General features: G+C 47.2%; 24 protein-coding genes and 1 tRNA gene. 8 read left to right on the top strand and 17 right to left on the bottom strand.

Annotated features, from left to right (window positions below):
• The first annotated feature begins 135 nt into the window (after positions 1–135).
• From RDN79_RS16970 to RDN79_RS16940, 7 genes are all read left to right on the top strand, one after another.
• The gene (locus RDN79_RS16970) at positions 136–738 is read left to right on the top strand and encodes a DUF4290 domain-containing protein (protein ID WP_298549895.1); all 603 of its coding nucleotides are present in this window, start codon (positions 136–138) and stop codon (positions 736–738) included.
• Entirely contained in the window at positions 735–2,039 is a 1,305-nt protein-coding gene (gene murA / locus RDN79_RS16965; protein WP_298549896.1) for a UDP-N-acetylglucosamine 1-carboxyvinyltransferase, read from the top strand. Before RDN79_RS16970 ends, murA begins: the two co-directional genes overlap by 4 nt.
• Before the next feature lie 11 nt (positions 2,040–2,050).
• Complete coding sequence (gene rimM, locus RDN79_RS16960; protein ID WP_298549897.1) at positions 2,051–2,572, top strand: ribosome maturation factor RimM; 522 nt, start codon at positions 2,051–2,053, stop codon at positions 2,570–2,572.
• A gap of 15 nt (positions 2,573–2,587) precedes the next feature.
• A complete protein-coding gene (locus RDN79_RS16955; RefSeq protein WP_298549898.1) occupies positions 2,588–3,460 on the top strand; it encodes a M23 family metallopeptidase in 873 nt (290 codons plus the stop codon).
• Positions 3,461–3,465: 5 nt separating this feature from the next.
• Positions 3,466–4,614, top strand: coding sequence for a 1-deoxy-D-xylulose-5-phosphate reductoisomerase (locus RDN79_RS16950; RefSeq protein WP_298549899.1), 1,149 nt, complete (start codon positions 3,466–3,468; stop codon positions 4,612–4,614).
• A gap of 28 nt (positions 4,615–4,642) precedes the next feature.
• On the top strand, positions 4,643–5,977 hold the full coding sequence (gene rseP, locus RDN79_RS16945) for an RIP metalloprotease RseP (RefSeq protein ID WP_298549900.1): 1,335 nt from the start codon (positions 4,643–4,645) through the stop codon (positions 5,975–5,977).
• 95 nt (positions 5,978–6,072) lie between these two features.
• A complete protein-coding gene (locus RDN79_RS16940) occupies positions 6,073–6,249 on the top strand; it encodes a hypothetical protein (protein ID WP_298549901.1) in 177 nt (58 codons plus the stop codon).
• A gap of 200 nt (positions 6,250–6,449) precedes the next feature.
• Here RDN79_RS16940 and RDN79_RS16935 read toward each other — a convergent pair whose 3' ends face one another.
• The 17 genes from RDN79_RS16935 to RDN79_RS16855 form a co-directional block, all read right to left on the bottom strand.
• Positions 6,450–6,683 (bottom strand): DUF2442 domain-containing protein, encoded by a 234-nt coding sequence (locus RDN79_RS16935; RefSeq protein WP_298549902.1) that lies wholly within the window; start codon positions 6,681–6,683, stop codon positions 6,450–6,452.
• A 12-nt stretch (positions 6,684–6,695) separates the two neighbouring features.
• Positions 6,696–6,947: a DUF4160 domain-containing protein gene (locus tag RDN79_RS16930; protein ID WP_298549903.1), complete on the bottom strand. Its 252-nt coding sequence runs from the start codon at positions 6,945–6,947 to the stop codon at positions 6,696–6,698.
• Positions 6,948–7,078: 131 nt separating this feature from the next.
• A complete protein-coding gene (gene bioD, locus RDN79_RS16925) occupies positions 7,079–7,756 on the bottom strand; it encodes a dethiobiotin synthase (protein WP_298549904.1) in 678 nt (225 codons plus the stop codon).
• 6 nt (positions 7,757–7,762) lie between these two features.
• On the bottom strand, positions 7,763–8,530 hold the full coding sequence (gene bioC / locus RDN79_RS16920) for a malonyl-ACP O-methyltransferase BioC (RefSeq protein ID WP_298549905.1): 768 nt from the start codon (positions 8,528–8,530) through the stop codon (positions 7,763–7,765).
• Positions 8,518–9,183, bottom strand: coding sequence for a DUF452 family protein (locus RDN79_RS16915; RefSeq protein ID WP_298549906.1), 666 nt, complete (start codon positions 9,181–9,183; stop codon positions 8,518–8,520). Before RDN79_RS16915 ends, bioC begins: the two co-directional genes overlap by 13 nt.
• On the bottom strand, positions 9,180–10,325 hold the full coding sequence (locus RDN79_RS16910; protein ID WP_298549907.1) for an 8-amino-7-oxononanoate synthase: 1,146 nt from the start codon (positions 10,323–10,325) through the stop codon (positions 9,180–9,182). Before RDN79_RS16910 ends, RDN79_RS16915 begins: the two co-directional genes overlap by 4 nt.
• Positions 10,326–10,468: 143 nt before the next feature.
• Positions 10,469–11,746 (bottom strand): adenosylmethionine--8-amino-7-oxononanoate transaminase, encoded by a 1,278-nt coding sequence (bioA, locus tag RDN79_RS16905; RefSeq protein ID WP_298549908.1) that lies wholly within the window; start codon positions 11,744–11,746, stop codon positions 10,469–10,471.
• Complete coding sequence (bioB, locus tag RDN79_RS16900) at positions 11,743–12,723, bottom strand: biotin synthase BioB (protein WP_298549909.1); 981 nt, start codon at positions 12,721–12,723, stop codon at positions 11,743–11,745. The genes bioA and bioB overlap by 4 nt, the downstream gene beginning before the upstream one ends.
• Positions 12,720–13,133, bottom strand: coding sequence for a hypothetical protein (locus RDN79_RS16895; protein WP_298549910.1), 414 nt, complete (start codon positions 13,131–13,133; stop codon positions 12,720–12,722). The genes bioB and RDN79_RS16895 overlap by 4 nt, the downstream gene beginning before the upstream one ends.
• Positions 13,134–13,154: 21 nt before the next feature.
• Positions 13,155–14,837, bottom strand: a complete 1,683-nt coding sequence (locus RDN79_RS16890) for a peptide MFS transporter (RefSeq protein WP_298549911.1) — start codon at positions 14,835–14,837, stop codon at positions 13,155–13,157.
• A gap of 21 nt (positions 14,838–14,858) precedes the next feature.
• Positions 14,859–15,926: a DUF4831 family protein gene (locus tag RDN79_RS16885; protein WP_298549912.1), complete on the bottom strand. Its 1,068-nt coding sequence runs from the start codon at positions 15,924–15,926 to the stop codon at positions 14,859–14,861.
• Positions 15,927–16,148: 222 nt separating this feature from the next.
• Positions 16,149–16,580: a DUF3244 domain-containing protein gene (locus RDN79_RS16880; RefSeq protein ID WP_298549913.1), complete on the bottom strand. Its 432-nt coding sequence runs from the start codon at positions 16,578–16,580 to the stop codon at positions 16,149–16,151.
• A 48-nt stretch (positions 16,581–16,628) separates the two neighbouring features.
• A complete protein-coding gene (locus RDN79_RS16875; RefSeq protein ID WP_298549914.1) occupies positions 16,629–18,353 on the bottom strand; it encodes a tetratricopeptide repeat protein in 1,725 nt (574 codons plus the stop codon).
• Between the two features lie 319 nt (positions 18,354–18,672).
• Complete coding sequence (locus tag RDN79_RS16870) at positions 18,673–20,184, bottom strand: NAD(P)H-hydrate dehydratase (protein WP_298549915.1); 1,512 nt, start codon at positions 20,182–20,184, stop codon at positions 18,673–18,675.
• A 75-nt stretch (positions 20,185–20,259) separates the two neighbouring features.
• Positions 20,260–21,594 (bottom strand): PAS domain-containing sensor histidine kinase, encoded by a 1,335-nt coding sequence (locus RDN79_RS16865; RefSeq protein WP_298549916.1) that lies wholly within the window; start codon positions 21,592–21,594, stop codon positions 20,260–20,262.
• A complete protein-coding gene (locus RDN79_RS16860) occupies positions 21,591–22,961 on the bottom strand; it encodes a sigma-54 dependent transcriptional regulator (protein WP_298549917.1) in 1,371 nt (456 codons plus the stop codon). Before RDN79_RS16860 ends, RDN79_RS16865 begins: the two co-directional genes overlap by 4 nt.
• Positions 22,962–23,288: 327 nt before the next feature.
• Positions 23,289–23,364 (bottom strand) — tRNA-Gly (locus RDN79_RS16855).
• Between the two features lie 77 nt (positions 23,365–23,441).
• On the opposite strand from RDN79_RS16855, the gene argB reads away from it, so the two are divergent.
• On the top strand, positions 23,442–24,209 hold the full coding sequence (argB, locus tag RDN79_RS16850) for an acetylglutamate kinase (RefSeq protein WP_298549918.1): 768 nt from the start codon (positions 23,442–23,444) through the stop codon (positions 24,207–24,209).
• The last annotated feature ends 98 nt before the right edge of the window (positions 24,210–24,307 follow it).

Raw genomic sequence — 24,307 nt, 5'->3', positions numbered from 1 at the left:
GATAAAATAAGCCTTATTTTCAATATTCGTCTATTTTTTAAATGAAAGAGCCGTGTCTTAACACTCTGCGGAATGGGAGCCGTATTGTTTAAATCAATTATAATCTGTAACTTTGCCGAATAAACAGAATTTGTAATGAAATATAATACGGAAGAAAAGAAATTGGCTATGCCCGAATATGGACGCAATATACAGAATATGGTGGACTATTGCATTGCCATTCAGGACAGGGAAGAACGTAAACGCTGCGCAGACACGATAATCAACATCATGGGAAACATGTTTCCCCATTTACGCGATGTAAACGACTTCAAGCATATTCTTTGGGATCACCTGGCTATTATGGCCGACTTCAAACTGGATATCGATTATCCGTACGAGATCGTCAAGAAAGAAGACCTTTACTCACGTCCCCCGCGCATACCTTATAATAATTCGCGGATACGCTACCGCCATTACGGCAAGACGCTTGAGAAAATGATCCAGAAAGCGACCGAACTCGAACCGGGTGCTGAAAAGGACCAACTGATCAAATTGCTGGCTACCCAGATGAAGAAATCGTTCCTGACCTGGAACAAGGAATCCGTAGACGACCGGAAGATTTTCAAAGATCTCGACGAACTGTCGGAAGGCCGGATCGTCCTGGATGAAGAAGTGCATAAGCTGGCGGAAAGCCGTGATATACTTGCTCGTAACAATACGAACAACAAGAAAAACTATTCACGTAAAGGGCGATGAGTTCATTTGTCATAGAAGGCGGTTGCCGGTTGTCCGGTGAGATTGTTCCGCAGGGTGCAAAGAATGAAGCCTTGCAGGTCATTTGTGCAACATTGCTTACGCCGGAAAAAGTGACAATCCATAATGTGCCGGATATCCTGGATGTGAATAACCTGGTACAACTCCTGCGCGACATGCAGGTGAAGGTGGAACATCCGGCTGCCGACACCTATACATTCCAGGCCGATGCTGTCGACCTGAACTATCTTGAGACGGACGAGTTCTTGCGTAAAAGCGGTTCCCTGCGCGGTTCGGTAATGATTGTCGGCCCGCTGGTCGCCCGTTTCGGCAAGGCGCTGATCCCGAAACCTGGAGGCGATAAGATCGGACGCCGTCGTCTGGACACTCACTTTGTCGGCATTCAGAAGTTAGGGGCTTGTTTCAGCTATGATCCCGACCGCCAGCTCTACGAAATAGAGGCGAAGAAGCTGAAAGGCGCTTATATGCTGCTCGATGAAGCATCCGTGACGGGTACGGCCAATATCCTGATGGCAGCCGTGCTCGCGGAAGGAAAAACAACGATCTATAATGCCGCCTGCGAACCTTATCTGCAACAACTCTCTTCCATGCTGAATCGCATGGGAGCCCGTATTTCGGGTGTCGGCTCCAATTTGCTGACAATAGAAGGGGTTGAAGCGTTGGGAGGCACGACACATACGATCCTGCCGGACATGATCGAGGTCGGCAGTTTTATCGGAATGGCCGCTATGACCGGTTCCGACATCACGATCAAAAATACAGGCTATGATATGTTGGGGATTATTCCCGATTCATTCCGCCGCCTGGGGATTACTGTCGAACAGATCGGCGATGATATCCATATCCCCACACACGAATCCTATCAGATCGAGACGTTTATCGACGGCTCTATCATGACGATTGCCGATGCTCCCTGGCCGGGACTGACGCCGGACTTGCTGAGTGTCTTCCTCGTTGTGGCGACGCAGGCTGTCGGCAGTGTGCTGATCCATCAGAAGATGTTCGAAAGCCGCCTCTTCTTTGTCGACAAACTGATCGACATGGGGGCGCAGATCATTCTTTGCGATCCGCACAGGGCGACCGTGATCGGGCTGGGTAATCGTTTCAAACTGCGCGGTTCCAAAATGGTATCTCCGGATATCCGTGCCGGTATTGCCTTGCTGATCGCGGCGATGAGCGCCGAAGGGACCAGCCATATCCACAATATCGACCAGATAGACCGCGGATATCAGAATATCGACAAACGGTTGAACGGTATCGGGGCGCGTATTACCCGACTTTAAACATTCTTGTCATGATTAAGAAAGAAGATGTTTTCAAGATAGGGCAGTTTGCCAAACCTCACGGCATAAAAGGGGAGATCGCACTGGTTACGAACAGCGACGTCTTTGACGATTCGGACGATCCGTATATCATATGCGAGATGGACGGGATCCTGGTCCCTTTTTTCATCGAGGAGTACCGCTATAAGACGGATACCGTCATCCTTCTGAAGTTGAAGAATGTGGACGACGAGAAAGCGGCCCGTGAATTTTCCAACCGCGAAGTCTTTTATTCACTCGATGAAGTGGACGAGGACGACCTGGTGGGAGATATGACATGGGATAGTTTTATCGGCTACCGGGTCATAGACGAGCATCATGGCGAAATCGGCGAGATTACCGATGTCGACGAGTCGACCATCAATGTCCTTTTGCTGATCGACCATAACGGCGAAGAACTGTTGTTGCCTGCCGCCGAGGAGCTGATCCTGTCTGCCGATCATGAGAATAAGACGCTGGCCGTTTCCGTCCCGGAAGGTCTGCTGGATTTATGAAATTGACGAATACACATGGCACAAAAGCAAAGACGAACAAATAAGAAATCATTCTGGCACCGGATCAGGTTTAAATACAAACTGTCTTTCTTCAATGAAGGAACGCTGGAGGAAGTATGGTCTTTCCGGTTGTCGCAGCTTTCCGCATTTGCGATGTTAGGTTTGTTTGCTTTCCTGCTGATCGCTTTTACCGCCTTTATCATTATTAAGACGCCGATACGCAACTATCTGCCGGGCTATCTGGATGTGGAAGTCCGGAAGGAGATCATGCAGAATGCCTTGCGTGCCGATTCATTGGAAAGGATGATACAGATACAATCTCTTTATCTGAACAATGTGGCGGGTATCCTGTCGGGGACGATGCCCATCGATTCGATTCGCGAGATCGATTCGCTGGCACGGGTGAACCCTGACTATGAGATTCCGCAAACGAAGGAGGAAAAGAAATTTGTAAAGGATTTTGAAGAGGCGGAGAAATATAACTTAGCTGTCCTGGACCCGAATCCGGTTCCGACCGACGGTGTCTTTTTCTACAAACCTGTGAATGGGGTGGTTTCTTCCCATTATGATGCCAATATCCGGCATTATGGCGTCGACTTGGTTGCCGCTCCGAAAGAAAGCGTGTTGGCGACATTGGACGGCACGGTTGTCTTTGCCGGCTTCGACCCGAACTCAGGGAATGTGATACAGGTGCAGCATAAGAACGGCTTTTTATCGATCTATAAACATAACGAATTATTGCTGAAAGAGGTGGGCGACCGCGTCGTTGCGGGCGAGGCCATTGCTCTGGTTGGCAATACGGGGAAACTGTCGACCGGTCCGCATCTCCATTTTGAGCTGTGGTATAAAGGCGGTCCGGTCAATCCCGAAGAATATATAGCATTTTAATACGCATGAAAAGAAACTTGGCCATTTTAGGCTCTACAGGTTCTATCGGAACGCAGGCTTTGGAGGTAGTCAGCGAACATCCCGACCTTTTTGAAGTATATGCTCTTACTGCCAATAATCAGGTGGATCTGCTGATCAACCAGGCACGTAAATATATGCCCGAAGTGGTGGTAATCGCCAACGAGCAGAAATACCCCGAACTGAAGGAGGCGCTGGAAGACCTCCCCATCAAGGTATGGGCAGGTTCGGATGCCATTGCCCAGGTCGTGCAGTCGGAACCGATCGACATGGTGCTGACGGCGATGGTGGGATATGCGGGGCTGAAACCGACGATTGCCGCGATCAAAGCCGGTAAGGCGATCGCGTTGGCAAACAAAGAGACGCTGGTGGTGGCGGGCGAACTGATCACGGCCTTGGCAGTCGAACACAAAGTGCCGATCCTGCCTGTCGACTCTGAACATTCTGCCATTTTCCAGTGTTTAGCGGGAGAGTGGGAGAACCCGGTGGAGAAGATATTGCTGACGGCTTCCGGCGGTCCTTTCCGCACCAAGACGATAGAGGAACTGGCGGGCGTGACCAAGGTACAGGCGTTGAAACATCCCAACTGGAGCATGGGGGCGAAGATCACGATCGACTCGGCGTCGATGATGAACAAGGGGTTCGAGATGATCGAGGCGAAATGGTTGTTCGGGGTTACGCCGGAACAGATACAGGTCGTGGTGCATCCGCAGTCGGTGATCCATTCGATGGTCCAGTTCGAAGACGGTGCGGTGATCGCCCAACTGGGGATTCCCGACATGAAACTTCCGATCAGCTATGCTTTCTCATATCCCAAGCGCTTGCACAGCAAAGCGCCCCGACTGGATTTCACCCGATATGCAACGCTTACTTTCGAGGAGCCGGATATGGAACGTTTCCGTAACTTGGCGTTCGCCTTCGATGCGGTCCGCCGGGGCGGAAACATGCCTTGCATCCTGAATGCGGCCAACGAAGTGGTGGTGGCGGCTTTCCTGCGTGACGGGATCGGCTTCCTGCAGATGAGCGACGTGATCGAAAAAACAATGGCGAAAGCCACCTTCATCCCTGTTCCCACCTACGAAGATTATGTGGCGACGGATGCGGAGGCACGGCGGATTGCTGCCGGATTATTTTAAAAACGTATATAAATTTAGAAACAGATAGATGGAGACATTTTTAGTTAAGGCTCTACAGCTCATTCTGAGCTTATCGATATTGGTGTTGGTCCACGAGTTCGGGCATTTTATCTTTGCCCGTATCTTTAAGGTCCGGGTGGAGAAATTCTACCTTTTCTTCGACCCGTGGTTCTCGATTTTCAAATTCAAACCTAAGAACAGCGATACGGAATACGGTATCGGCTGGCTCCCCTTGGGCGGTTATTGCAAGATATCCGGTATGATCGACGAGAGTATGGACAAGGAGGCGATGGCACAGCCGCCGAAGCCTTATGAGTTCCGCTCCAAGCCTGCCGGACAACGGTTGATGATCATGGTTGCCGGTGTGCTGTTCAACTTCCTGTTGGCGCTGTTCATTTATTCGATGGTATTGTTCACCTGGGGCGATACTTTCCTGCCGTTGAAAAATGTGAAGGCCGGTATGGACTATAGTGAGACTTTCCATAACGTAGGATTTCGGGATGGAGATATCTTGCTGAAAGCGGATGATACGGAGTTGGAGCGTTTCGGTGAAGACTGTTTCCGCCATGTACTCAATGCAAAGACCGTAACGGTTCTGCGTGACGGTGTTGAAACGGTTATTCCCATCCCCGAAGATATGGCGCAGCGCGTTATGCGGGATAAGAAAGGGTTTGCTTCCTATCGTTACCCGATGGTCGTGCGTGAACTGGGTAAGACGGAAAGTGGCGAATCGCCTGCGGCAATTGCCGGTTTGCAGGCGGGAGACAGTATCGTGTCTATTAACGGCATCGTAACCCCTTCTTTCTATGAAGTAGGTGAAGTGCTTGCGCAAAATAAGGACAAGGATGTCTCGGTCGGTTTTTACCGTGCCGGTGTCCCGCAAACGTTGACGCTGCATACGGATACGGCCGGGAAAATGGGTGTTTATTCTGCTTCGCCTTTTGAAATGTACCAGACGGTGACGCGTAAATACGGTTTCTTCGAGTCTTTCCCTGCCGGTGTCATGTTGGGTGTGAACACGCTGAAGGGGTATGTCAGCGACATGAAATATGTCTTTACGAAAGAAGGGGCATCCAGCCTGGGCGGCTTCGGTACAATCGGCAGCCTGTTTCCGGCGGAATGGGATTGGCATTCGTTTTGGATGAAAACGGCTTTCCTTTCTATCATCCTCGCCTTTATGAATATCCTGCCGATTCCGGCTCTGGACGGCGGACACGTGATGTTCCTGCTCTACGAAGTGATTGCACGCCGCAAGCCGAGTGACAAATTCCTCGAATATGCGCAGATCACCGGGATGTTCCTGTTGTTCGCTTTACTGATCTATGCGAACGGGAATGACATTTTCAGGTTCTTCTTCAAGTAGCAGTTTTCAGCCAAAGCATAGGGCGGTTCGTAACCCTATGCTTTAGCACCCCTAACCCATAGGGTTGGCACTCGTAAGTCTATGCTTTAGACAGTATGACTCGGCATATTGAAAATTCCTGCCTTTGGGATGGGAAAGGGATGCCTGTCGGTTTGCAGACGGATGCTTGTCGGTTTGCAGACGGATGCCTGTCGGCCGGAAAGGCGATCGTGGGCCGATGTGAAAAAGCCGGTAGCCTATTGTCGGAAAGGTGCATACCTTTTCCGGGATAGGTTATGACCTTTTCGTGGATAGCCTATAGGCTGTAACTTTTAGCCCGTGTCCCGCAAATAACGGGAAGACAGGAACTTATACGGGTTATGAATGTGAACCCTGATTTGTCAAATTAACTCTCTTCCACGATCCACCGCTCTATGTTTCGGGTCTGGGAGGAAAATGGTAGAGAGCAGCAGACTTTTCCCGAAGCGTCTATCTAAGCAGGAATGCCATTCTCATAAAGGTATTCGGGTGCAATGTCGGCTCCATTAGCCCAGAAAATGGTATCTTGCAAACCAAATTGGATAAATTGTGTCTTGTCCTGTAGTTCTTTGAATGCCGGATATTGCAACAAAGGACTGAGGTCAACTTTTTTCCTTATGCCATCGTTGAATGTGCAAAGTAGGGTGTAATCACCCAAATACTCTACATCTGTAATTGTCAGTAACATAAACTGTCGTTTTTATCGTTTCACTTTTTCTATTTTCTCTCCTCGTTGAGCTTTGCCCCAAATTTCAAACAACTCAGCCTCGTGTTGGTCTATAAACTGATTTACTATTTGGATTGCTTTCGATTTACCTTTGCCTTCGACAATACGATCTTTAAGTGTGACTGTAAAGTCTCCACTATTACTTCGCACATGTATATGTGGCGGGTTGTGGTCGAAGGCATAAATGTATATCAACAGACCTTGTATGACGAATATCGAACCCATAATTGCTTTTTATTCTTTTTGATGTAGAGACAAAGGTAACTTAAATTTGCATTTAAGTTTTCATTTTGCGATAAATAATTTCTTATTATCTAACAACTTGGAAACTACTCGATAAAGAGGCAAGAAAGGTCTTAGAGCAGACCGTTGATGTCTATTTCATTCTTCCCTTCCACTGCTTCCGGAAGCGTGATAAGGGCGGTTCCGGGAAATTCCTTTGCCAGGTATTGGGTGAGGTATTCCAGTGTGTTGGCGGTTATCAGTTCGTCTGTGGGAGGGTAGAGGTTGTAAACGACTGCCCGGACCGGAATTCCATATTGCTTGCAGGCATAAAGACTTAATAAGGTATGGTTGATACTGCCTAACTTGCCGGATGTCACTAAGATAACCGGGTAGCCTTGCTCTTTTACATAGTCGATGGCAAGCGAATGGAAATCATTCGGGACCATTAATCCGCCCGCACCTTCCAGCAAGACATATTCATATTTTTCCTGTAGGCGGCGGGTTGCTTCCGTGACGACGGAGAGGTCGATTGTCCTCCCGTCTTTCTCCGCGGCCATGTGGGGAGAACAGGGATAGGTAAAGATGTAAGGGCAGGTCAATCCGGCTTTATCCTCTTCGGTGAAAGGGATTCCCTGTATTTTCCGGTGCATTTCGATGTCTTCCGAAACATCCGTGCAACCCGTTTGGATCATTTTCTGGGTGATGACTCTTTTCCCCTTTCCGGCCAATGCGCATGCGATCGTGCCGGTGGCGAAAGTTTTACCGATATTGGTATCGATTCCTGTAATAAATAAGACTGTTCCTTTCATGTTGTTTTATTGTTTTTTTGTTGCTAACATATAAAGTGGGCGGTACGTGAGTGTCACTTGGTCGCCGGTTGTCGCGAACTGTTCCGAATATTGCCGGCAGAATGATTCCTGCCTGCTTCGTGTCCAGCGGCCGTTTCCGGTCGCCGTCACGCCTGTCGCTTTCAGGTGCCGCAATACGTCCAGCGGGGTCTTGAAGGTGAGGATGATCGTCTCTTCTTCCTGATGAAGCAGATCGAGATCTGCGGCAGACAGCCACCCCGCAAGTACATCGGAGGTCGGGTACACGAGCCCTTTCCCTGTCAGTTCTTTGATCTCGTATAAGTTACCGGGGACAAAAGTGCTGAACAGGAGCACTCCTTGCGGCACCAACAGTCCCGATAGTTTATAGAAAAACGCTTCCGGTTCTCTCATCCACTGGAAAGCGGAGGCGGATGCAATCAGGTCGAACTTGCCGGGGAAGGATAGCGTTTCGGCATCCCCGGCTATGAACCGGGGAGGGGAGCCGGGGAAGAGAGGGGCTATCTTTTCCCCGCAGTCCTCGCAAAGATCATTCAGTATCCATTCGTCAATACGACATTGTTGTTTCAGTGCCCCGGTGAATCCGCCCGTACCGCAACCGATTTCCAGCATCCGTCTGTAATGGGCGTTCGCCTGATGAGGGAGGAGGGAAGCCAGCTTCCGGCTGATACGGTGTTGGGCATCGGCATGTTTGTCGTAGGTAGACAAGGCGCGTGTAAAGCGGACATGTATGTGTTTCGCTTCTATTGTTTCCATATTTCATTCCATTGTTTCCATAAATAAAAAGGATAATGGGGAGCCTCTATCTCGGTTACCGGACAACGATCTTGCCAGAAGGCATGCAGGTTCGCGGCAGGGAAGATCCGGTCGCCGGAAGAGATGAAGGCATGCGTCCATCCCTTAAATAAGGGGGAAGCGGATGATGCTGTCTTTATTTCAGTGTACAGGTACTCCAATTCTTCCCGGATATCGGCGAGCGGGCGAGGCGGTATCTGTTCGTAGGCTTGCAAAAGATCCCGTTTGCCGCACATCCTCCGGTTGAAGCGATGCATGCCTTCCCCAGTTATGTTATCCAATGTCCCCCGGAAGATCGTTTCCGGGATGCCCCACCGGTCATGGACAGGGCAGGGAGTTCCATTGACGGCAACAGCTTCGGTGAAGGATATTTGCCTTTTACCCAACACGACCGATGCAACCCATACGCCTAACGACCAGGCTATCAGCCGGATCTCCCGGTAGCAGGAGAGCGCCTCTTCTTCAAATTCCATTCCCCGATAGTCATGGCAAATCCAGAGATCCGTATCCGGTTCCGTTTCCAGATGCCGGAATACTTCAGGAGAAGCCGCCCACCCTGAAAAGACAAGAAGGAGTTTGCTGTTGCCTGCTTTTATTTGTTTATGTATGTTCATTTGCCAATATTCATTATCAATTCTTTAATTTCCTCTTCGGTGATGTCGGCTGTTAATGAGAAGCGTATCCGTGCCGTTCCTTTGGGAACCGTCGGAGGGCGGACAGGGAGGCAATAGAAGCCTTGCCGTTGCAAGCTAAGGCTTGTCCGGATACAGTCCTCGTTTTCTCCGATAATGAAAGGGATGATGTGGCTTGCCGTTATTTCTCCCCCTTTATCTTTCAACACTTCTGAAAGCAGGTGGCTGGTAACGGACAGGCGGTGCCGTTCGTCGGTAAAGCCGGGAAGTTTCTCAAACAAGAACTTTGTCCAAGCGATTTGGACAGGCGGGAGCGCCGTACTGAATATCAGAGGTCGCATCGTGTTGACCAGGTATTCCCTGACCGTTCGGCTGCATAACAGGTAGGCTCCCATCGATCCCAAAGCCTTTCCGAAAGTGCCGACCAATAAATCTATATCACGGATGCAATCCTGCTCCTCAGCAATCCCTAAGCCGTTTTTCCCCCTTACACCGATGGCATGCGCTTCATCCACATACAGCCATATATTCGGATAGCTCTTCTTTAAGGACACCAGACGGCGAAGGTCGGCGACATCTCCATCCATGCTGAATATGCTTTCCGTAACGATGACAACCTGCTCATATTCATGTGCATATTTAGCCAATAGTTGTTCTAAATGGACATAATCGTTGTGACGGTAACGTTGGTAAGGTGTACCACTCAACAGGATACCATCGATGATACTCGCATGTACCAGTTTGTCCGCCAGGATCAATGACTGTTTATCCGTCAAGGCGGGAAGTATTCCGGTATTGGCATGGTAACCGCTATTGAACAGCAGGGCGGCTTCGCGTCCGAAGCAATCGGCCATCCGTTCTTCCAGTTCGGTATAGATAGGGAAATTACCGGTCAGTAGCCGGGATGACGAAGAAGAGAACGGCAGGTCGTTTTCCTTTAACTGTCCGATAAACTCATTCCGCAGATCCTGCCGGTACGAGAGTCCGAGATAGTCGTTGGAAGATAGGTTGAGCATTGTCTGTCCCTCTTTTTCGATCCATTTGCCACGATGGACGACATCGGGAAGGCTGCGCAGGTTACCGGAAGCCTTTAGCTTCTCCAATTTATTGTTATACTCTTTCATTCTATTTTGATTCTTATAGGCATCCAATATCGTATAAGATGCTTCGACAACCTTGTATAAGGTATTTATACAACCCTGTATAAGGTGTTTATACAACCTTGTATAGGGTGCTTATACAAAATGATCGTTTTTGCTTCACTTCATTATTCTTTTAGTATGGACAATAATCCTTTCGTCAGTTTCGACAATTCTTCCTTTGTGATGATAAAGGGCGGCATCAGGTAAACCAACTTTCCGAACGGACGTACCCAGATCCCTTCTTCGACGAAACGTTTCTGCAAAACAGCCATATTCACAGGCTTCTTCATCTCGATCACACCGATAGCTCCCAAAACACGTACCTCTTGTACGCTGGGAAAGGATATTGCCGGAGCCAACTCTTCCCGCAGTTGCGCCTCTATGGTCTTTACCTTTTCCTGCCATCCGCTTTCCAGTAGGAGAGAGACCGATGCCGATGCGATCGCACAGGCTAACGGGTTCCCCATGAATGTAGGACCGTGCATGAAACAACCTGCCTCGCCGCTGCAAATCATATTGGCTACGGGGGTGCTGGTGACGGTTGCCGACAGTGTCATGTAACCTCCCGTCAATGCTTTGCCGATGCACATGATGTCCGGTTCCACTCCTGCCCATTCCCATGCGAAAAGGCGTCCGGTTCTTCCGAACCCCGTTGCGATTTCATCAAAGATCAGTAATACCTGATATTGGTCGCACAATTTGCGTGCCGCTATCAGGAATGCGGGAGAATAGAAATACATGCCGCCTGCTCCCTGGACGATAGGCTCAAGGATCAGGGCGGCGATCTCTCCTGCATGTTTCTCCAATAGGTCTTTTAGAGGTTCGATCGCCTTCTCGTCCCATTTCTCCCCGAATTTGATGGAGGGCTGGGGGATAAAATATTGTATGGGCAGGCTTCCGGCAAAGATCCCATGCATACCGGTAACCGGATCGCAGACGGACATCGCATGCCAGGTATCTCCATGATAGCCGCTGCGGATGGTTGCAAAGGCATGCTTTTTCTGCATCCCTTGCGATTGCCAATATTGGATGGCCATCTTCATGGCGACTTCTACCGCGACAGAACCGCTGTCGGCAAAGAATACCTTTTCCATGGAGGGAGGCAGCAACGGAAGCAACTTGGCTGCAAGTTCTACCGCCGGTTCATGGGTAAAGCCTCCGAACATGATGTGGCTCGTCTTATCCAATTGTGCCTTGGCCGCTGCATTCAACACCGGATGATTGTATCCATGTACGGCGGCCCACCACGAGGACATGCCGTCGATCAGCTTACGGCCGTCCTTCAGGGTGATCGTAACCCCATCCGCACGTTCGACCGGATAGACCGGAAGTGGATCAATTGTCGATGTGTACGGGTGCCAGATGTGCTCCCGGTCAAAATGGAGTAATTCTTCTATTGTCATCTTTCCCAATCTGTATTTTCGTTTAATGAATATCCTTCGGAGGCGAAAAGGACTTTGTCTTCTGCCACCCGGCTTCCGATAGTCGTCAGCAGGTCACCGATGATCGCCGAATTGATACCTATATAAAGAGCCTTGCGCTGTATCTTTTCACTTAGCTGGGCCCGGCCGCCTGAGAAACGCAGATAAGCGTTCGGGTTGATGAAACGGAACAGGGCGATCGTGGTCAGGAACTCTTCCTCCGTCAGAGGTGGCGTCTTTCCCAATGGCGTGCCGGGTATGGGTTGCAGGAGGTTCAACGGGATAGAGAGAATCCCTTCCTTTTGAAGCAACAAAGCCATCTCGATACGTTGCTCTACCGTTTCGCCCATCCCGATTATCCCGCCTGAACAGATACGGAAACCGATTTCCCGTGCCGTCCGGATCGTTTCGAGCTTCTGTTCCGTCGTATGGGTCGTGCAGAGGGTACGGAAATAAGAGGGAGCTGTTTCCATATTGCAATGGTAATTTTCCGTTCCACTGTCGTAAAGGGCTTGTAGTTGTTCACGGCTTAGAAGTCCCATCGAGGCGCAACATTTGATATTGCAGGCTTGCTTGATACGGCGTACGGTCTCCGTAATCTTCACCATGTCTTTGTCCGAAACTTTCTTCCCGCTGGTGACGAGTGCAAAACGGTCGATCCCTTGCTTATGGTTGTGCGTAGCATGGCGGATACATTCGTCTGCCGGCAGCAACGGGTAAAGCGTCACGTTTGTTTTATAATGTCCGGACTGCGCACACCATTTGCAGTCTTCGCTGCAATTGCCGCTTTTGGCATTGATGATGGAGCAAGTGTCGAACTTGTTCCCCATGAAATGGCGGGTGATCTGATGGGCTGCTTCGTACAAGGCTTCTTTATCTGGAGCGGCAGCCAGTTCTCTTGCTTGTTCTTCGTTGATCATGCCACCGGAAAGAACGTGTTGTTTGAGTGTCTCAATCATATAATTTCGTGTTTGTATAAACGAAAATCGCGGAAGGCCTTCAGTTTATAACTGAGACCTTCCGCGATTTCGGAAATGTTATCTTTTACTATATGCGCGTACGATGCCGCAGGCCGGCTTACGGTCCGGACAGGACATACGGTCTGCAGGAACAGGAGGGACAGGAGGTTTTCCGTACTGTCCGGGCAGCATGTGTTTTCCTCTTCTTCGACGCCCCCTTCATCTGTCTTGTCGAAAGCGAGCACGGATGTATGGATGGAACCGTTTTTAGCTTGGAACCGTTCGGATACGTTTGCCGACAACTGTCCGATCGTAACGGCATATTGTACACTGATGAAAGCAGCATACCTTTTCCGGCTCCACCTTCTGAAGCGGAGAGCGACAGGTTTATATGTGTACTGCTTCCTCATGAGTCAAACTTCGGTATCTTGTTATTTCGCTACTTTTTCCAGTTTCTTCATGATGGAGAACATGAACAGGGCGGCAACAAGGCAACATACGATCAGTACGCCCCATACCATCCATAATTGCATGCTTCCCCAGATGTTACCGATAACACCTACCAGCTTGTTTCCTAAGGCTGTGGCAACAAACCATCCACCCATCATCAGACCTTTGTATTTAGGAGGTGCGACCTTCGATACGAATGAAATACCCATCGGAGAAAGCAGCAATTCAGCAAATGTCAATACCAGATAAGTCGAGATCAACCAGTTCGGTGAAACAAGCTGGCTGCTTTCGATACCGTTTGCCGCAACTTCGTCCGGTGTCGGCAATCCCATCGAACCGATTGCCAGGATCGTGAAGCCGATGGCTGCGATCAACATTCCCAATCCGATCTTACGAGGGGCGGAAGGTTCTTTGCCTTTCTTTGCCAATGAGCCGAATAGCACCAATGATACCGGAGTCAATGCGACAACGAAGAACGGGTTGAACTGCTGGAAGATCTGCGGCAGGATTGTGATAGACGGGGCTAAAGTCGTATAGTTGATGCCAAGCAATGCCAAAGCTCCGACAAATACGGCTGTTGAGATTGTCTTAGCCTTGCTTGTTACAGACTGGAAGATCGAGAATCCGGAATAAACCATGACAATCAGCAATGTCAGGTTGATGATGCTGAATCCTAAACGATCCAGTCCGGATACGGAGTTGGCTGTATAGTCGCGGGCAAAGAATGTCATTGTCAGACCGTTCTGATGGAAAGCCATCCAGAAGAAAATAACAACGGCGAATACCAGGCACAAGGCGATGATACGCTGTTTGGTTTCTGCCGGAGACAGTTCTTCGACCGGTTGCTGGGCCGTGGCTGAAGTTGCTGCGGCTGCTTGTGCTTGCTTGGTATTCACGTCTGCATGTTTGAATGTAGAACGGAAACCGTAATAAATGGCAATGGAGAGAATCAATGATATACATGCGACACCGAAGCCATAATTATAGGCTTCCGATAATTTATCGATATAAGTTGTAGAGAAAGCAGCCAGGTCACCGCTGAAGTTTTGTGCTACTTTCAGTGATTCGAGCATTTCCGTCCCTTTTTCCGTAATTGTGCCGTTTAGGAATTGGTGAGCCAATGAAGGTATTTGTCCTTCGTAAGTCAGGTTTGACTTGGCCAGCATCCAGTTTGTCATTTCCGTAGCCATTGTCGGGGCGTATAATGCACCGATATTGATGGCCATGTAGAAAATGCTGAAAGCAGAATCTCGTTTGTCTCTGTATTGAGGTGCGTCGTAAAGGTTACCGACCATTACTTGCAGATTCCCTTTAAATAGGCCTGTGCCTAAAGCAATCATGGTTAATGCCCCGAACATCATCCATTTAGCGGATTCGTTGCCTGCGGGAATCGACAACAGCAAGTATCCTAAAAACATGATAAAGATACCGCTTGTTACCATCTTTCCGTACCCGAACTTATCTGCAAGCCAACCACCGATCAGCGGAGTGAAATAGACTCCTGCCAGGAAGGTGGAGAAGATGTCCGAGGTCTCGGATGCGGTAAAACCGAATTTTGCTTGTAAAAATAGTGTAAAGATCGCGAGCATGGTATAATAACCGAAACGCTCGCCGGTATTCGCTAAGGCTAACGCGTATAAACCTTTAGGCTGTCCTTCAAACATAGAATTAAAATTGTTAGATGATTATTGAATGATTTGTTTTATTGCACCTGTTTCCGGATAGAAATAAACTTTTACCGGAGCTTTTTTGTCTTCAAACATGACGGGGGCGAGTCCTTCCCGTGTACCGAACTGGGTAATTTGCGCTTCGCCCTTATAAAGTGTTTTTTTGTTCATGCTAATTTCGATGCTGGCTTTGCCAGGTACATTATATATAATGCCCTTTAGTGATTTCTCTTTCTTTTCAGCCTCTTTCGGATCTAATACCGGAGCGCGGTCTATGGCTTTTAAGTTCATATATACAGGTGCTCCGCCTAAATCGTCGGCATCCACGATACCGAGTTGGGGTGAGAAGCGGAATAATACTTCTTTGTCGAGGTTGTCGAAAGGAATAACCGTCACTTCGTAATCGCTGGTTTCCTTTGTCCGGATGCCTGTGAACAGGTTGGTCAACGCTTTCTCCTGCTCTTCCAGTTGTTGGATGACCAGCTTCATCGCTTCGCCATCGGGCGGCAGGTTATCGGCGTCACCCGTAAGGATGTTCATACGGCTTTCGCGGATACGGTAGATTTGTTTGGCTGCCACTTCTGCCTGCTTGGCTGTAGATCCTGCCATGAGCAACTCTTCTGAAAAGACAGAAGCGTCGGTTACTTTTGCCGGAGCCTGGTTTTTCTTTCTTGCCGCTTCCTGTGCGGATTCATCGGGTGTGTATTCGGCATTGATGGAACATAGCAGCCCGTCTTCTGTCAAGTAAGCATATGGAGCAACTGTGCCGGCTTTAAATTCAACGATAAATGTATTGTCCGCGTCGGGCACGCCTTTATTGATCAAGCCGATCTTTCCTAATTCGTAATAGATCTTATCTTCTGTGATAGCGTCTTTTACACCTAAATATTTTTCTGCGTATTTGTAATAGGGGCCTGCTTTGCAGGTTACTTTCGTGACCTCTGCATCTACAACCAGAGATGTTTTTGGAAGTGAATAAGTTATACCGAAATTATTTGCCTTGACGGCATTTTTCTTTACAACTTTCGTCTGAGCCATAATGGGGAAACTAAGGAGCAGACTGGCTATAATGATTAAATTCTTCATATTCTAATCTAAGTTTAATCTCTAATAAATGATTGCACAAAACTATGAAATATTTTGTTAGTAACCAACCGGAAAAGCCTCTTTTCCTCTTTTAGATTAGAGAAGATATAAAGAACGGTCCCAAAGGCGGCGGAAAAGGAGATCGAGATATTAGGCCTGGTTAAATCACCGCCCGGGACTGTTCCTATACATTACATGTAAAGGAGAATTACATGCAACTTGTTATTTTATGGCAAACTCACCAGTTAAATAGCCGAGTTCATGAGTGAATGACAATGTATAATCGCCATTTTCTGCATTCAAGATAACTGATTTGCTTTGCGGAGCAGATACAGATATACATTCTTCATAAACTACTTTTCCTGTTTTGTTGTCCGTAACTTTTACTGTCAGATCAGTAAGCGGATTCACAAAGTTAACTGTCAATACCTTCCCTTCGATGGAGGCTGTAGGGGGTGCAGGGATTATAGAACGAAAGTCTTCTATGCTCCATTTTCCCTTAGTAGGAATCGTATCACACAATGCAACTTGTGTATAGAACATACCGCACACAATTAAAATCAAAGTCGAAATTAGATGCTTCATAATATTAAAAAGATTTGTTTTACTAATAGTCAAAATTGAGATTTTTGGCAAAGGTAAATTTCTCATCATTATGAAGTACGTATTTTTGTTGACAAAAATGTGACAAGTTGTATCTGTTTAGAAATCAGATATAAACTTGTCGAACTTTTCTGTATTTTGAGGCTCTCCTGTGAACTTCTTATATAATCTTCTGCGACATTGAGACACTCCTGAACTTGTGATATGCATGATAAAGGCTATCTTTTTTATGGATAGTTGCATCTTTACTAAATAACAAATATGTATTTCTTCTATGGATATTTGTGGGTAAAGTTTGATAAGTCGATTGGTGAAATCTGAATATGTTGCATCAATCAATTGATGTAGTTCTTCCCATTCACTTGGACCAAGTTGTATATCATCTTCCCTATGAATTCTGATATATAAAGATGAGCTATGAAAATCTTTCTCTAACAAAAGAAATGTTCCCTGTTTTTCGAAAATTTGTCTGTTTTCCATTTCAAGCATTAACTTTCTTACTTCATATAATTGTCTTTCGACTTCACCCATTTCTTCTTGTTTAGAATGAAGCATTTCGGTTAATTGAGAAATCTGTTTTTCATTGTCTTCAATATATTGTTGACTACGTTTATATTGCTCTTCTCTTAATTCAGCTAATCTTTTCTTTTTCCTTTGCTCTTTTTTAGTGAAAATGAACCCAATAATAAAAATTACAGAAAAAAGGATGATGACTTGATATATCAAAATCATTCTATGAGCAGCCTCTTCTTTAAATTTATTTTTTTCTTTGTTAATTCTTTGATAGTTATACATTCCTTGTGTCATCCGAATATTTTCAAAATGAGAGCTATTGGTGATGGAATCACGTAATAATTCATATTCATTTGAATATTTTAGATAATCGTGCCAATTTTGTTGTTCTAAGGCAATTTTTGCTAAATTCTTGAAACTGCCAGCTTTTGTATAAAGAAAAGGACTTTTCGAACTTATTGTTAAATATATTTTTGCAGAATCTATCTGTCCTGTAACTTTAAATAGTTCTCCTTTTGATAAATAGATGGGATCTAATGTTTTTTTATTTAGAGCCAAACTTAAAGCTTTTTCTATATATTCTTGTGCTTCCTTGTATTCTCCTTTATCGAAGTGTAAATTGCCCAAACTGAGTGAAATAGATGATATATTGTTCGGTGTAGAATATTTCATTGCTTTTTGAAAATAAAAGATTGCACTGTCCTTTTGTTGTGTTTGAACATATGTTCGTGCAATATTTCTTAGTACGAAGGATATATTAGCAGAATCCAGTTTGGTATCTTGTTCTAAATAATGTAGAGCCTTTTTTTGTATAGGAAGTGCCATATCATATATATCTTGGTAGTTGTATAATGTGCCCAAGTTATTGCAGATTCGAGCGAGTAGATGATAATCTTTTGTTTTTTCTCCTACTTCTAATGCTTTTAGATAATACTCTTGTGCTTTTAATGCATCATAAAGATCGGCATTGACACGTCCCATATAATAATATGAAAGACTTGCCTTGTGCATATCTTTGCTCTTTTCAAAATACTTCGCCGCGATTTTGATTAAAGAGTCTGAAGTATGGGTGATATAATTCAGGTCTTGAGCTTGGGTGAGGAGCAGGCAGTAAGTTGCATGATCCTTTTCGGACAGCTGGTTGATGTTTTCGATTTTAGTTAGGATAGCTAAGGCACTGTCCGGCCGTTCTTCGATGATTTTCTCAGCTTCGAGTAGTGTTGGGGCTTGTGGGTGATCACTGCAAGCACACATGAACAGTAATAAGACAGTGGCTACAAGCGATGTCGTATGTATTAAATATTTATTCATTTCTATCTCCTTTAATTATGGATTCGAATATACTTGTTTTCGGGGAAAGAACAATTAATTTACAATAAAATGTTTTAATCATTCTATTAATTTGCTTCGATTTATAAGAAAAGGACCTATCTTTTTGTCGATACAGTAGCTGGTTAGTGGATCACAGACGAAGGAGCTGTCAAAACCCCTTTATCACGATCTTTTAGGCACGGATTTTACGGATAAATTTATTCTCTTTTCGTGTTTTCCGTGAATCCGTGCCTAAATTATGGCTATTAGTGACAGGATTTTGTTTTGACACCTCCTTTGTTATAATAGATGGAGTATTTTATTTTATCTGCTTGAACGCTTTTCCCAGCATATCTGTGATATCACTGGCGATCATGCTCTCTTCGGAGCGATAGACGGCAGCCAGATCACCGGCTGTCCCATGAAGGAAAACACCTGCAACGGAAGCCGTTTCAGGTTCCAATCCTTGTGCGAGCAATGCCAGGATAATACCTGTCAAAACATCGCCACTGCCCGCCGTTGCCATACCCGGGTTCCCGCAATTGTTGAAATAAACATTTCCGGTAGCCGTACAGATTGCCGTATAAGCCCCTTTCAGGACGACACACAGTTGGTGATCGATAGCGAAAGCCTGAGTCTTTTTCAACCGTTCGTATGAACTGATGCTTTCACCCGCTATCCGGTCGAATTCTTTGGGATGTGGCGTAAGGATGCTGCGCGGAGGGATGCGTTTCAATAAATCTTTGTTGGCTGCGATCAGATTCAACGCATCGGCATCGATCACAAGCGGCTTTTCCACTACTTGTAGTAACTGTTCCAATGCTTTGGCGGAATCGGGATGTTTCCCCAAACCAGGCCCGATCGCGATAGAGGAGTAGGCCTTGATACCGGAAACAGAGCTGAAATGATCTTGATGTTGGTCGGAATCAACCATCGCCTCCGGAAAAGCGGTCTGCAAGATCTGCTCGCCACGTCCGGGAATGTGAACGGTCAGCAGGCCGGCCCCACTTCTAAGGCAAGCTTTGGCAGACAGGAGGGCGGCCCCCATCTTTCCACGGCTTCCGGCGATCAGAAGCGCATGACCAAATGTCCCTTTATGGGCAAAACGGTTACGGGGCTGGAAGACAGTGGCAATATCTTCTTCCGTCACCAATGTGAATTGTGTCGGAGTGCTGGCTATGATTTCCGGGTGCAACAGGATATCCAGCACTTTCCATTCACCGACAAATTCCGCATTTTCAGGAAGCAGGAACGCCAGCTTCGGGAAACCGAATGTCAGCGTCAGATCGGCATGGATGATAGAGTCCGGATCGTTCTTGCGGTTGTCTTCGCCGAACAGGCCGGAAGGAATGTCGATCGCAACGACGGTCGCATCCGACTGGTTGATATATCTTACCATTGCGGCAAATCCTCCGGTTAAGGGGCGATTCAGGCCGGAACCGAACAAGCCGTCTATCACGACATCCCGTTCTTCCAGTTCGGGCGGGACAAAATCGTCCACGACTTCCGTGAATTCGATCTTTTCCATATGGAGTAACCGTTGTTTGTTCAGTTCGCAGTCTTCGGAAAGCCGCATGGTCGGGTTGAACAGATACGTTTCGACCCGGTAACCGGCATCCGTCAGCATACGGGCGATTGCCAGTGCGTCGGCTCCGTTGTTGCCTTGTCCGGCAAACACGATAATGCGGGTTTGTTTGGAATAGCGGCGGCAAAATTCACTTGTAAATACGGTTGCCGCGCGTTCTACCAAGTCGATAGAGCTGATCGGTTCGTTTTGAATGGTATATTTATCGAGCTCTCTGACTTTGTCTGTTGAGAATATCTTTATCATAACTATCGGTTGTCTTTGTTTCTTTGTGCATACAAATGTAGGAATATTACTTTTCTCTTGAAAGAAAAGTTTTGCTTACTTTTGAATCGAGCCGAAAGTAACGAAGAACCGGCTGCCTTGTCCGTCTTCGGATAAAACGGACAAGTCTCCTTTGTGCATGTGCATGATCTGTCTGGAAATACTCAGCCCAATGCCGGAGCCGGAAGGTTTGGTCGTGAAGAATGGGATAAAGATGCGTTCCTGGACTTCAACCGGTATGCCTGTACCGTTGTCGCTCACCCGGATAAAGGTTTTGCCTTCTTCGTTGATGCCGGCAGACAATTCGATCCGTGGCCTTGGGCAATGACGGGTTGCATCCAAAGCATTTTTGATCAGGTTGATCAGTACTTGCTCGATCAGTCCTTTGTCGGCAATGACTTGTAGGTGTGCTGCCGCAGGAACGATTTCGATCTTGTCTTCCTGCTCTTTGAACAGGATGCTGATGTCGTTCAGGAAATTGTTGACCGGAATAATCTCCGGAACAGGCATCGGGATGCCCGTAACTTTCCGGTAGCTTTCAACGAAGCGCACCAGGCCGCTGCTCCTGCGGAAAATCGTTTCGACAGCTTGGTTGACCTCTTCCCGGTCTTCCGCATCGGCTCCCGGTTCATTCATGCATTTGTTCCGTAGCAGTTCGGACAGAGAAACGATCGGCGTCATGGAGTTCATGATCTCGTGCGTCAGAACCCGTATCAATTTCTGCCAGGCTTCCGTCTCTTTGTTTTCCAGGACGGAACGGATGTTTTTCATGCTGACGACCGTAAGCGGCTTGCCCAGGACGACGAAAGATATGGCCGAAAGGATCAATTGCGAATATTCATCTTTCCGCCTGACTTGCAGGATGGACAATTCGCCGGGATGCAAAGTGCGCAAGCGGGCGGGAAGTTCCGGATGGTAGGCGGCCAGGTCGTCGATCGTGTCAGCAAAGTTCAGTCCCGTTTGGATCTTGAAAGCCTGGTTCATCCATTCCACCTGCCCGGTGTCGGAGTAGACGAACACGGAAAGGTCGATATGGTTTGCCAAAGCCTGGAAATATTGCAACTGGCTTTCCTTCTCCTGCAAATGTTTTTTGTAATGTTGCAAAGCCTCTTCCATGACCTTCATCAGGTCTTGCGGAATCTTGTCGTTTTGTTCCTGCAAAGGAGTTCCGGAGGCGAGAAAGTCGGAATAGCGCATCGACCAGATAAACTGCTTGAACAAGCGGTCGCTGCGTTCCATCAGACGGAACAGGTAATATCCTTCGAACAGAATCAAGGCCAACGTGACGATGGCGGAGATGTAAAACCGGAAAGCGACAAGTAGCCCGAACACCACACTGGTCGCCAACAGGAGGAAGATCAATCCGGCCGCTTTTTTCGTATAACGTTTCATAAGCCGTATTTCTCCAATCTCCGATATAAGGATGTACGCGTGATGCCAAGCAGGCCGGCTGCCTGTGTCATGTTCCCGGCGCAATGGCGAAGCACTTCCTGTATCGTGTTTTTCTCCAGTTCTTCCAGATTGAACTTGCCTTCTTTGTCTTGTGGGTTGGAAACAGGGAGGCGGAGCATGAAATCGTCATATTGCAATTGCCGGGTTCCGGAAAGGATTACGGCGCGTTCGATCACATGTTGCAGTTCGCGCACGTTCCCCGGCCAGTTATATTGTTTCAGCAGTTGATGCGCCTCGTTGGAGAAACCGTCTATCTCTTTCTTATACTTCTGGCAATAGCGTTGCAGGAAATGCCGGGCGAGGAGCGTCACATCGTTTTCCCGTTCCCGCAAAGGGGGAAGGGTGATTTCGATTGTATTGATCCGGTATAACAGGTCTTGCCGGAAATGTCCTTCCTGCACGGCTGCGTGCAAGTCTGTATTGGTAGCTGAGATCAGGCGGATGTCGATCGGTATCTCCAGTGTGGAGCCTATCCGGTTTATTTTACGTTGCTCGATGACTGTCAGTAGTTTGGACTGGGCCATCAACGGCAGATTCCCGATCTCGTTCAGGAAAAGCGTGCCGCCGGATGCGATCTCGATGCGTCCGGATTTACTCTTGTCCGCATCCGTGAACGCTCCTTTCTCGTGACCGAACAGTTCGCTTTCGAACAGTTCATGTGGGATGCTTCCGAGGTCTATCGGGATGAACGGCTCTTTCCCGCGTCCGGATTGCTTGTGAAGCGTGTAGGCGATCAAATCCTTGCCTGTCCCGTTTTCTCCCTGCAACAGGATATTGGCGTCCGTATCTTTCAGCTTTTCAAGCGTCCGAAACACGTTTTGCATGGCTGCCGATTCGCCGATCACCTCCGTTTCCGGTTCTGTCGCAGCTGTGAGTGTTGACTTTTGCGCCTTGAGCGTCCGCACTTCCGAACGGCTGGAACTAAGTTCGAGGGCGGACGATACGGTCGCCAGCATCTTTTCGTTCTGCCAGGGTTTAGGGATGAAGTCGGTAGCGCCGGCTTTGATGGCACGTACGGCCTTCTCTGTGTCCGAGTAGGCGGTGATCAGGATAACGACTGTCTCAGGCGAGATTTCCAGTATCCGTTCCAGCCAGTAGAATCCTTCTTTGCCGCTGACGGCATCCGCCGTGAAATTCATGTCCAGCAGAATGACGTCGTACCGGTTTCTGGACACCAACCGGTTGATTTCTTTCGGATCGGTACAAGTAGTGATGCTTTCAACGCGTGGGCGTAGTAACATCTTTAGTGTGAATAGGATATCTTCATTGTCGTCTACTATCAGAATTTTTCCCTGCCGTATTGCCATTGTCTGTCTATTGCTTTTTGCCTTCAAACATACGGATAATTTGCGAATCCCCGCTATCTGATCTTGTTTTTCCTGGCGGATAATTGTAAATATCTGGCGAGTAGCCGGCATTTCCTGTGCATGTAATTTATTTTCGATGTTGCCGTGTATATTTTCGGCATTGTCAAGTATATTCTCGACATTGTCAAAAATATACTCGACAATGTCGGGAACAAACAATACTTGTATCTCCCGGCATCTTTTTGCTATTTGTGTTATTTATTTCTTACAAATAAAAACGCTCTCGACTATCAATTTAATTGTTTGATAATCAGAGAGCGTTTTCTTTGGAGCGGTAGGCGAGGCTCGAACTCGTGACCCTCAGCTTGGGAAGCTGATGCTCTACCAACTGAGCTACTACCGCGTTGGATGGTGCAAAAGTATATAAATCTTTTATTTTTTAGTACCTTTGGCTCAAAAATTTTAAAATAATTTATAGGAATGGAAAAGCTTACGCTGATTAAGGTGGGAGGAAAGATTGTGGAAGAAGAAGAAACGCTCCGCAATCTGCTGAATGACTTCTCGCAGGTGGAAGGATATAAAGTGCTGGTTCATGGGGGCGGACGTTCCGCTACGAAACTGGCTGCACAATTGGGTATCGAGAGTAAGATGGTGGGCGGTCGCCGGATTACGGATGTTGACATGTTGAGAGTGGTTACAATGGTTTATGGAGGACTGGTCAATAAGAATATTGTCGCCGGCCTCCAGGCTTTAGGTATAAATGCGTTGGGGTTGACCGGAGCGGATATGAATCTGATGCGGTCGGACAAACGTCCGGTAGGAGAGGTTGACTACGGTTTTGTCGGGGATGTGAAAGAAGTGAATGCGGATCTGCTGGCATCCCTGATTCATCAGGGTATTGTTCCGGTATTGGCTCCCCTTACACATGACAAACAAGGACATATGTTGAATACCAACGCCGATACGATCGCAGGAGAAGCCGCTAAAGCTTTGGCGAAACATTTTGAAGTGACTTTGATGTTCTGTTTTGAAAAGAAAGGGGTTTTGAAGGATGAGAACGATGATGAAAGTGTGATTCCCGAAATAGACCGTACGGCTTTCAAGCAGTATGTGGAAGCAGGTGTGATTCAAGGAGGAATGATCCCTAAGCTCGAAAATTCGTTTCAGGCGATCGATGCCGGGGTTAAGCAGGTGATTATAACGCAGGCTTCGGATATTCATTTGGGAAAAGGTACACGCGTCTTTTAATATGTTACCAAATTTGTTGTAAATATTATGTTTTGCACACGGCTCTTTCATTTAACTGAAAAATAGAGATATAGTTCCCTTACCCGGTTCGGATAGAA

The sequence above is a fragment of the uncultured Parabacteroides sp. genome (assembly GCF_902493135.1).
GTDB lineage: Bacteria > Bacteroidota > Bacteroidia > Bacteroidales > Tannerellaceae > Parabacteroides.
The sequence above is the reverse complement of the archived record's forward strand: the minus strand, read 5'-3'. Positions and strand labels throughout refer to the sequence as shown.

What these genes read in the sequence shown, in the direction of transcription:
- RDN79_RS16970 (WP_298549895.1), top strand. Translation starts at nt 136, where the DNA reads ATGAAATATAATACGGAAGAAAAGAAATTGGCTATGCCCGAATATGGA.
- murA (WP_298549896.1), top strand. Translation starts at nt 735, where the DNA reads ATGAGTTCATTTGTCATAGAAGGCGGTTGCCGGTTGTCCGGTGAGATT.
- rimM (WP_298549897.1), top strand. Translation starts at nt 2,051, where the DNA reads ATGATTAAGAAAGAAGATGTTTTCAAGATAGGGCAGTTTGCCAAACCT.
- RDN79_RS16955 (WP_298549898.1), top strand. Translation starts at nt 2,588, where the DNA reads ATGGCACAAAAGCAAAGACGAACAAATAAGAAATCATTCTGGCACCGG.
- RDN79_RS16950 (WP_298549899.1), top strand. Translation starts at nt 3,466, where the DNA reads ATGAAAAGAAACTTGGCCATTTTAGGCTCTACAGGTTCTATCGGAACG.
- rseP (WP_298549900.1), top strand. Translation starts at nt 4,643, where the DNA reads ATGGAGACATTTTTAGTTAAGGCTCTACAGCTCATTCTGAGCTTATCG.
- RDN79_RS16940 (WP_298549901.1), top strand. Translation starts at nt 6,073, where the DNA reads ATGACTCGGCATATTGAAAATTCCTGCCTTTGGGATGGGAAAGGGATG.
- RDN79_RS16935 (WP_298549902.1), bottom strand. Translation starts at nt 6,683, where the DNA reads ATGTTACTGACAATTACAGATGTAGAGTATTTGGGTGATTACACCCTA.
- RDN79_RS16930 (WP_298549903.1), bottom strand. Translation starts at nt 6,947, where the DNA reads ATGGGTTCGATATTCGTCATACAAGGTCTGTTGATATACATTTATGCC.
- bioD (WP_298549904.1), bottom strand. Translation starts at nt 7,756, where the DNA reads ATGAAAGGAACAGTCTTATTTATTACAGGAATCGATACCAATATCGGT.
- bioC (WP_298549905.1), bottom strand. Translation starts at nt 8,530, where the DNA reads ATGGAAACAATAGAAGCGAAACACATACATGTCCGCTTTACACGCGCC.
- RDN79_RS16915 (WP_298549906.1), bottom strand. Translation starts at nt 9,183, where the DNA reads ATGAACATACATAAACAAATAAAAGCAGGCAACAGCAAACTCCTTCTT.
- RDN79_RS16910 (WP_298549907.1), bottom strand. Translation starts at nt 10,325, where the DNA reads ATGAAAGAGTATAACAATAAATTGGAGAAGCTAAAGGCTTCCGGTAAC.
- bioA (WP_298549908.1), bottom strand. Translation starts at nt 11,746, where the DNA reads ATGACAATAGAAGAATTACTCCATTTTGACCGGGAGCACATCTGGCAC.
- bioB (WP_298549909.1), bottom strand. Translation starts at nt 12,723, where the DNA reads ATGATTGAGACACTCAAACAACACGTTCTTTCCGGTGGCATGATCAAC.
- RDN79_RS16895 (WP_298549910.1), bottom strand. Translation starts at nt 13,133, where the DNA reads ATGAGGAAGCAGTACACATATAAACCTGTCGCTCTCCGCTTCAGAAGG.
- RDN79_RS16890 (WP_298549911.1), bottom strand. Translation starts at nt 14,837, where the DNA reads ATGTTTGAAGGACAGCCTAAAGGTTTATACGCGTTAGCCTTAGCGAAT.
- RDN79_RS16885 (WP_298549912.1), bottom strand. Translation starts at nt 15,926, where the DNA reads ATGAAGAATTTAATCATTATAGCCAGTCTGCTCCTTAGTTTCCCCATT.
- RDN79_RS16880 (WP_298549913.1), bottom strand. Translation starts at nt 16,580, where the DNA reads ATGATGAGAAATTTACCTTTGCCAAAAATCTCAATTTTGACTATTAGT.
- RDN79_RS16875 (WP_298549914.1), bottom strand. Translation starts at nt 18,353, where the DNA reads ATGAATAAATATTTAATACATACGACATCGCTTGTAGCCACTGTCTTA.
- RDN79_RS16870 (WP_298549915.1), bottom strand. Translation starts at nt 20,184, where the DNA reads ATGATAAAGATATTCTCAACAGACAAAGTCAGAGAGCTCGATAAATAT.
- RDN79_RS16865 (WP_298549916.1), bottom strand. Translation starts at nt 21,594, where the DNA reads ATGAAACGTTATACGAAAAAAGCGGCCGGATTGATCTTCCTCCTGTTG.
- RDN79_RS16860 (WP_298549917.1), bottom strand. Translation starts at nt 22,961, where the DNA reads ATGGCAATACGGCAGGGAAAAATTCTGATAGTAGACGACAATGAAGAT.
- argB (WP_298549918.1), top strand. Translation starts at nt 23,442, where the DNA reads ATGGAAAAGCTTACGCTGATTAAGGTGGGAGGAAAGATTGTGGAAGAA.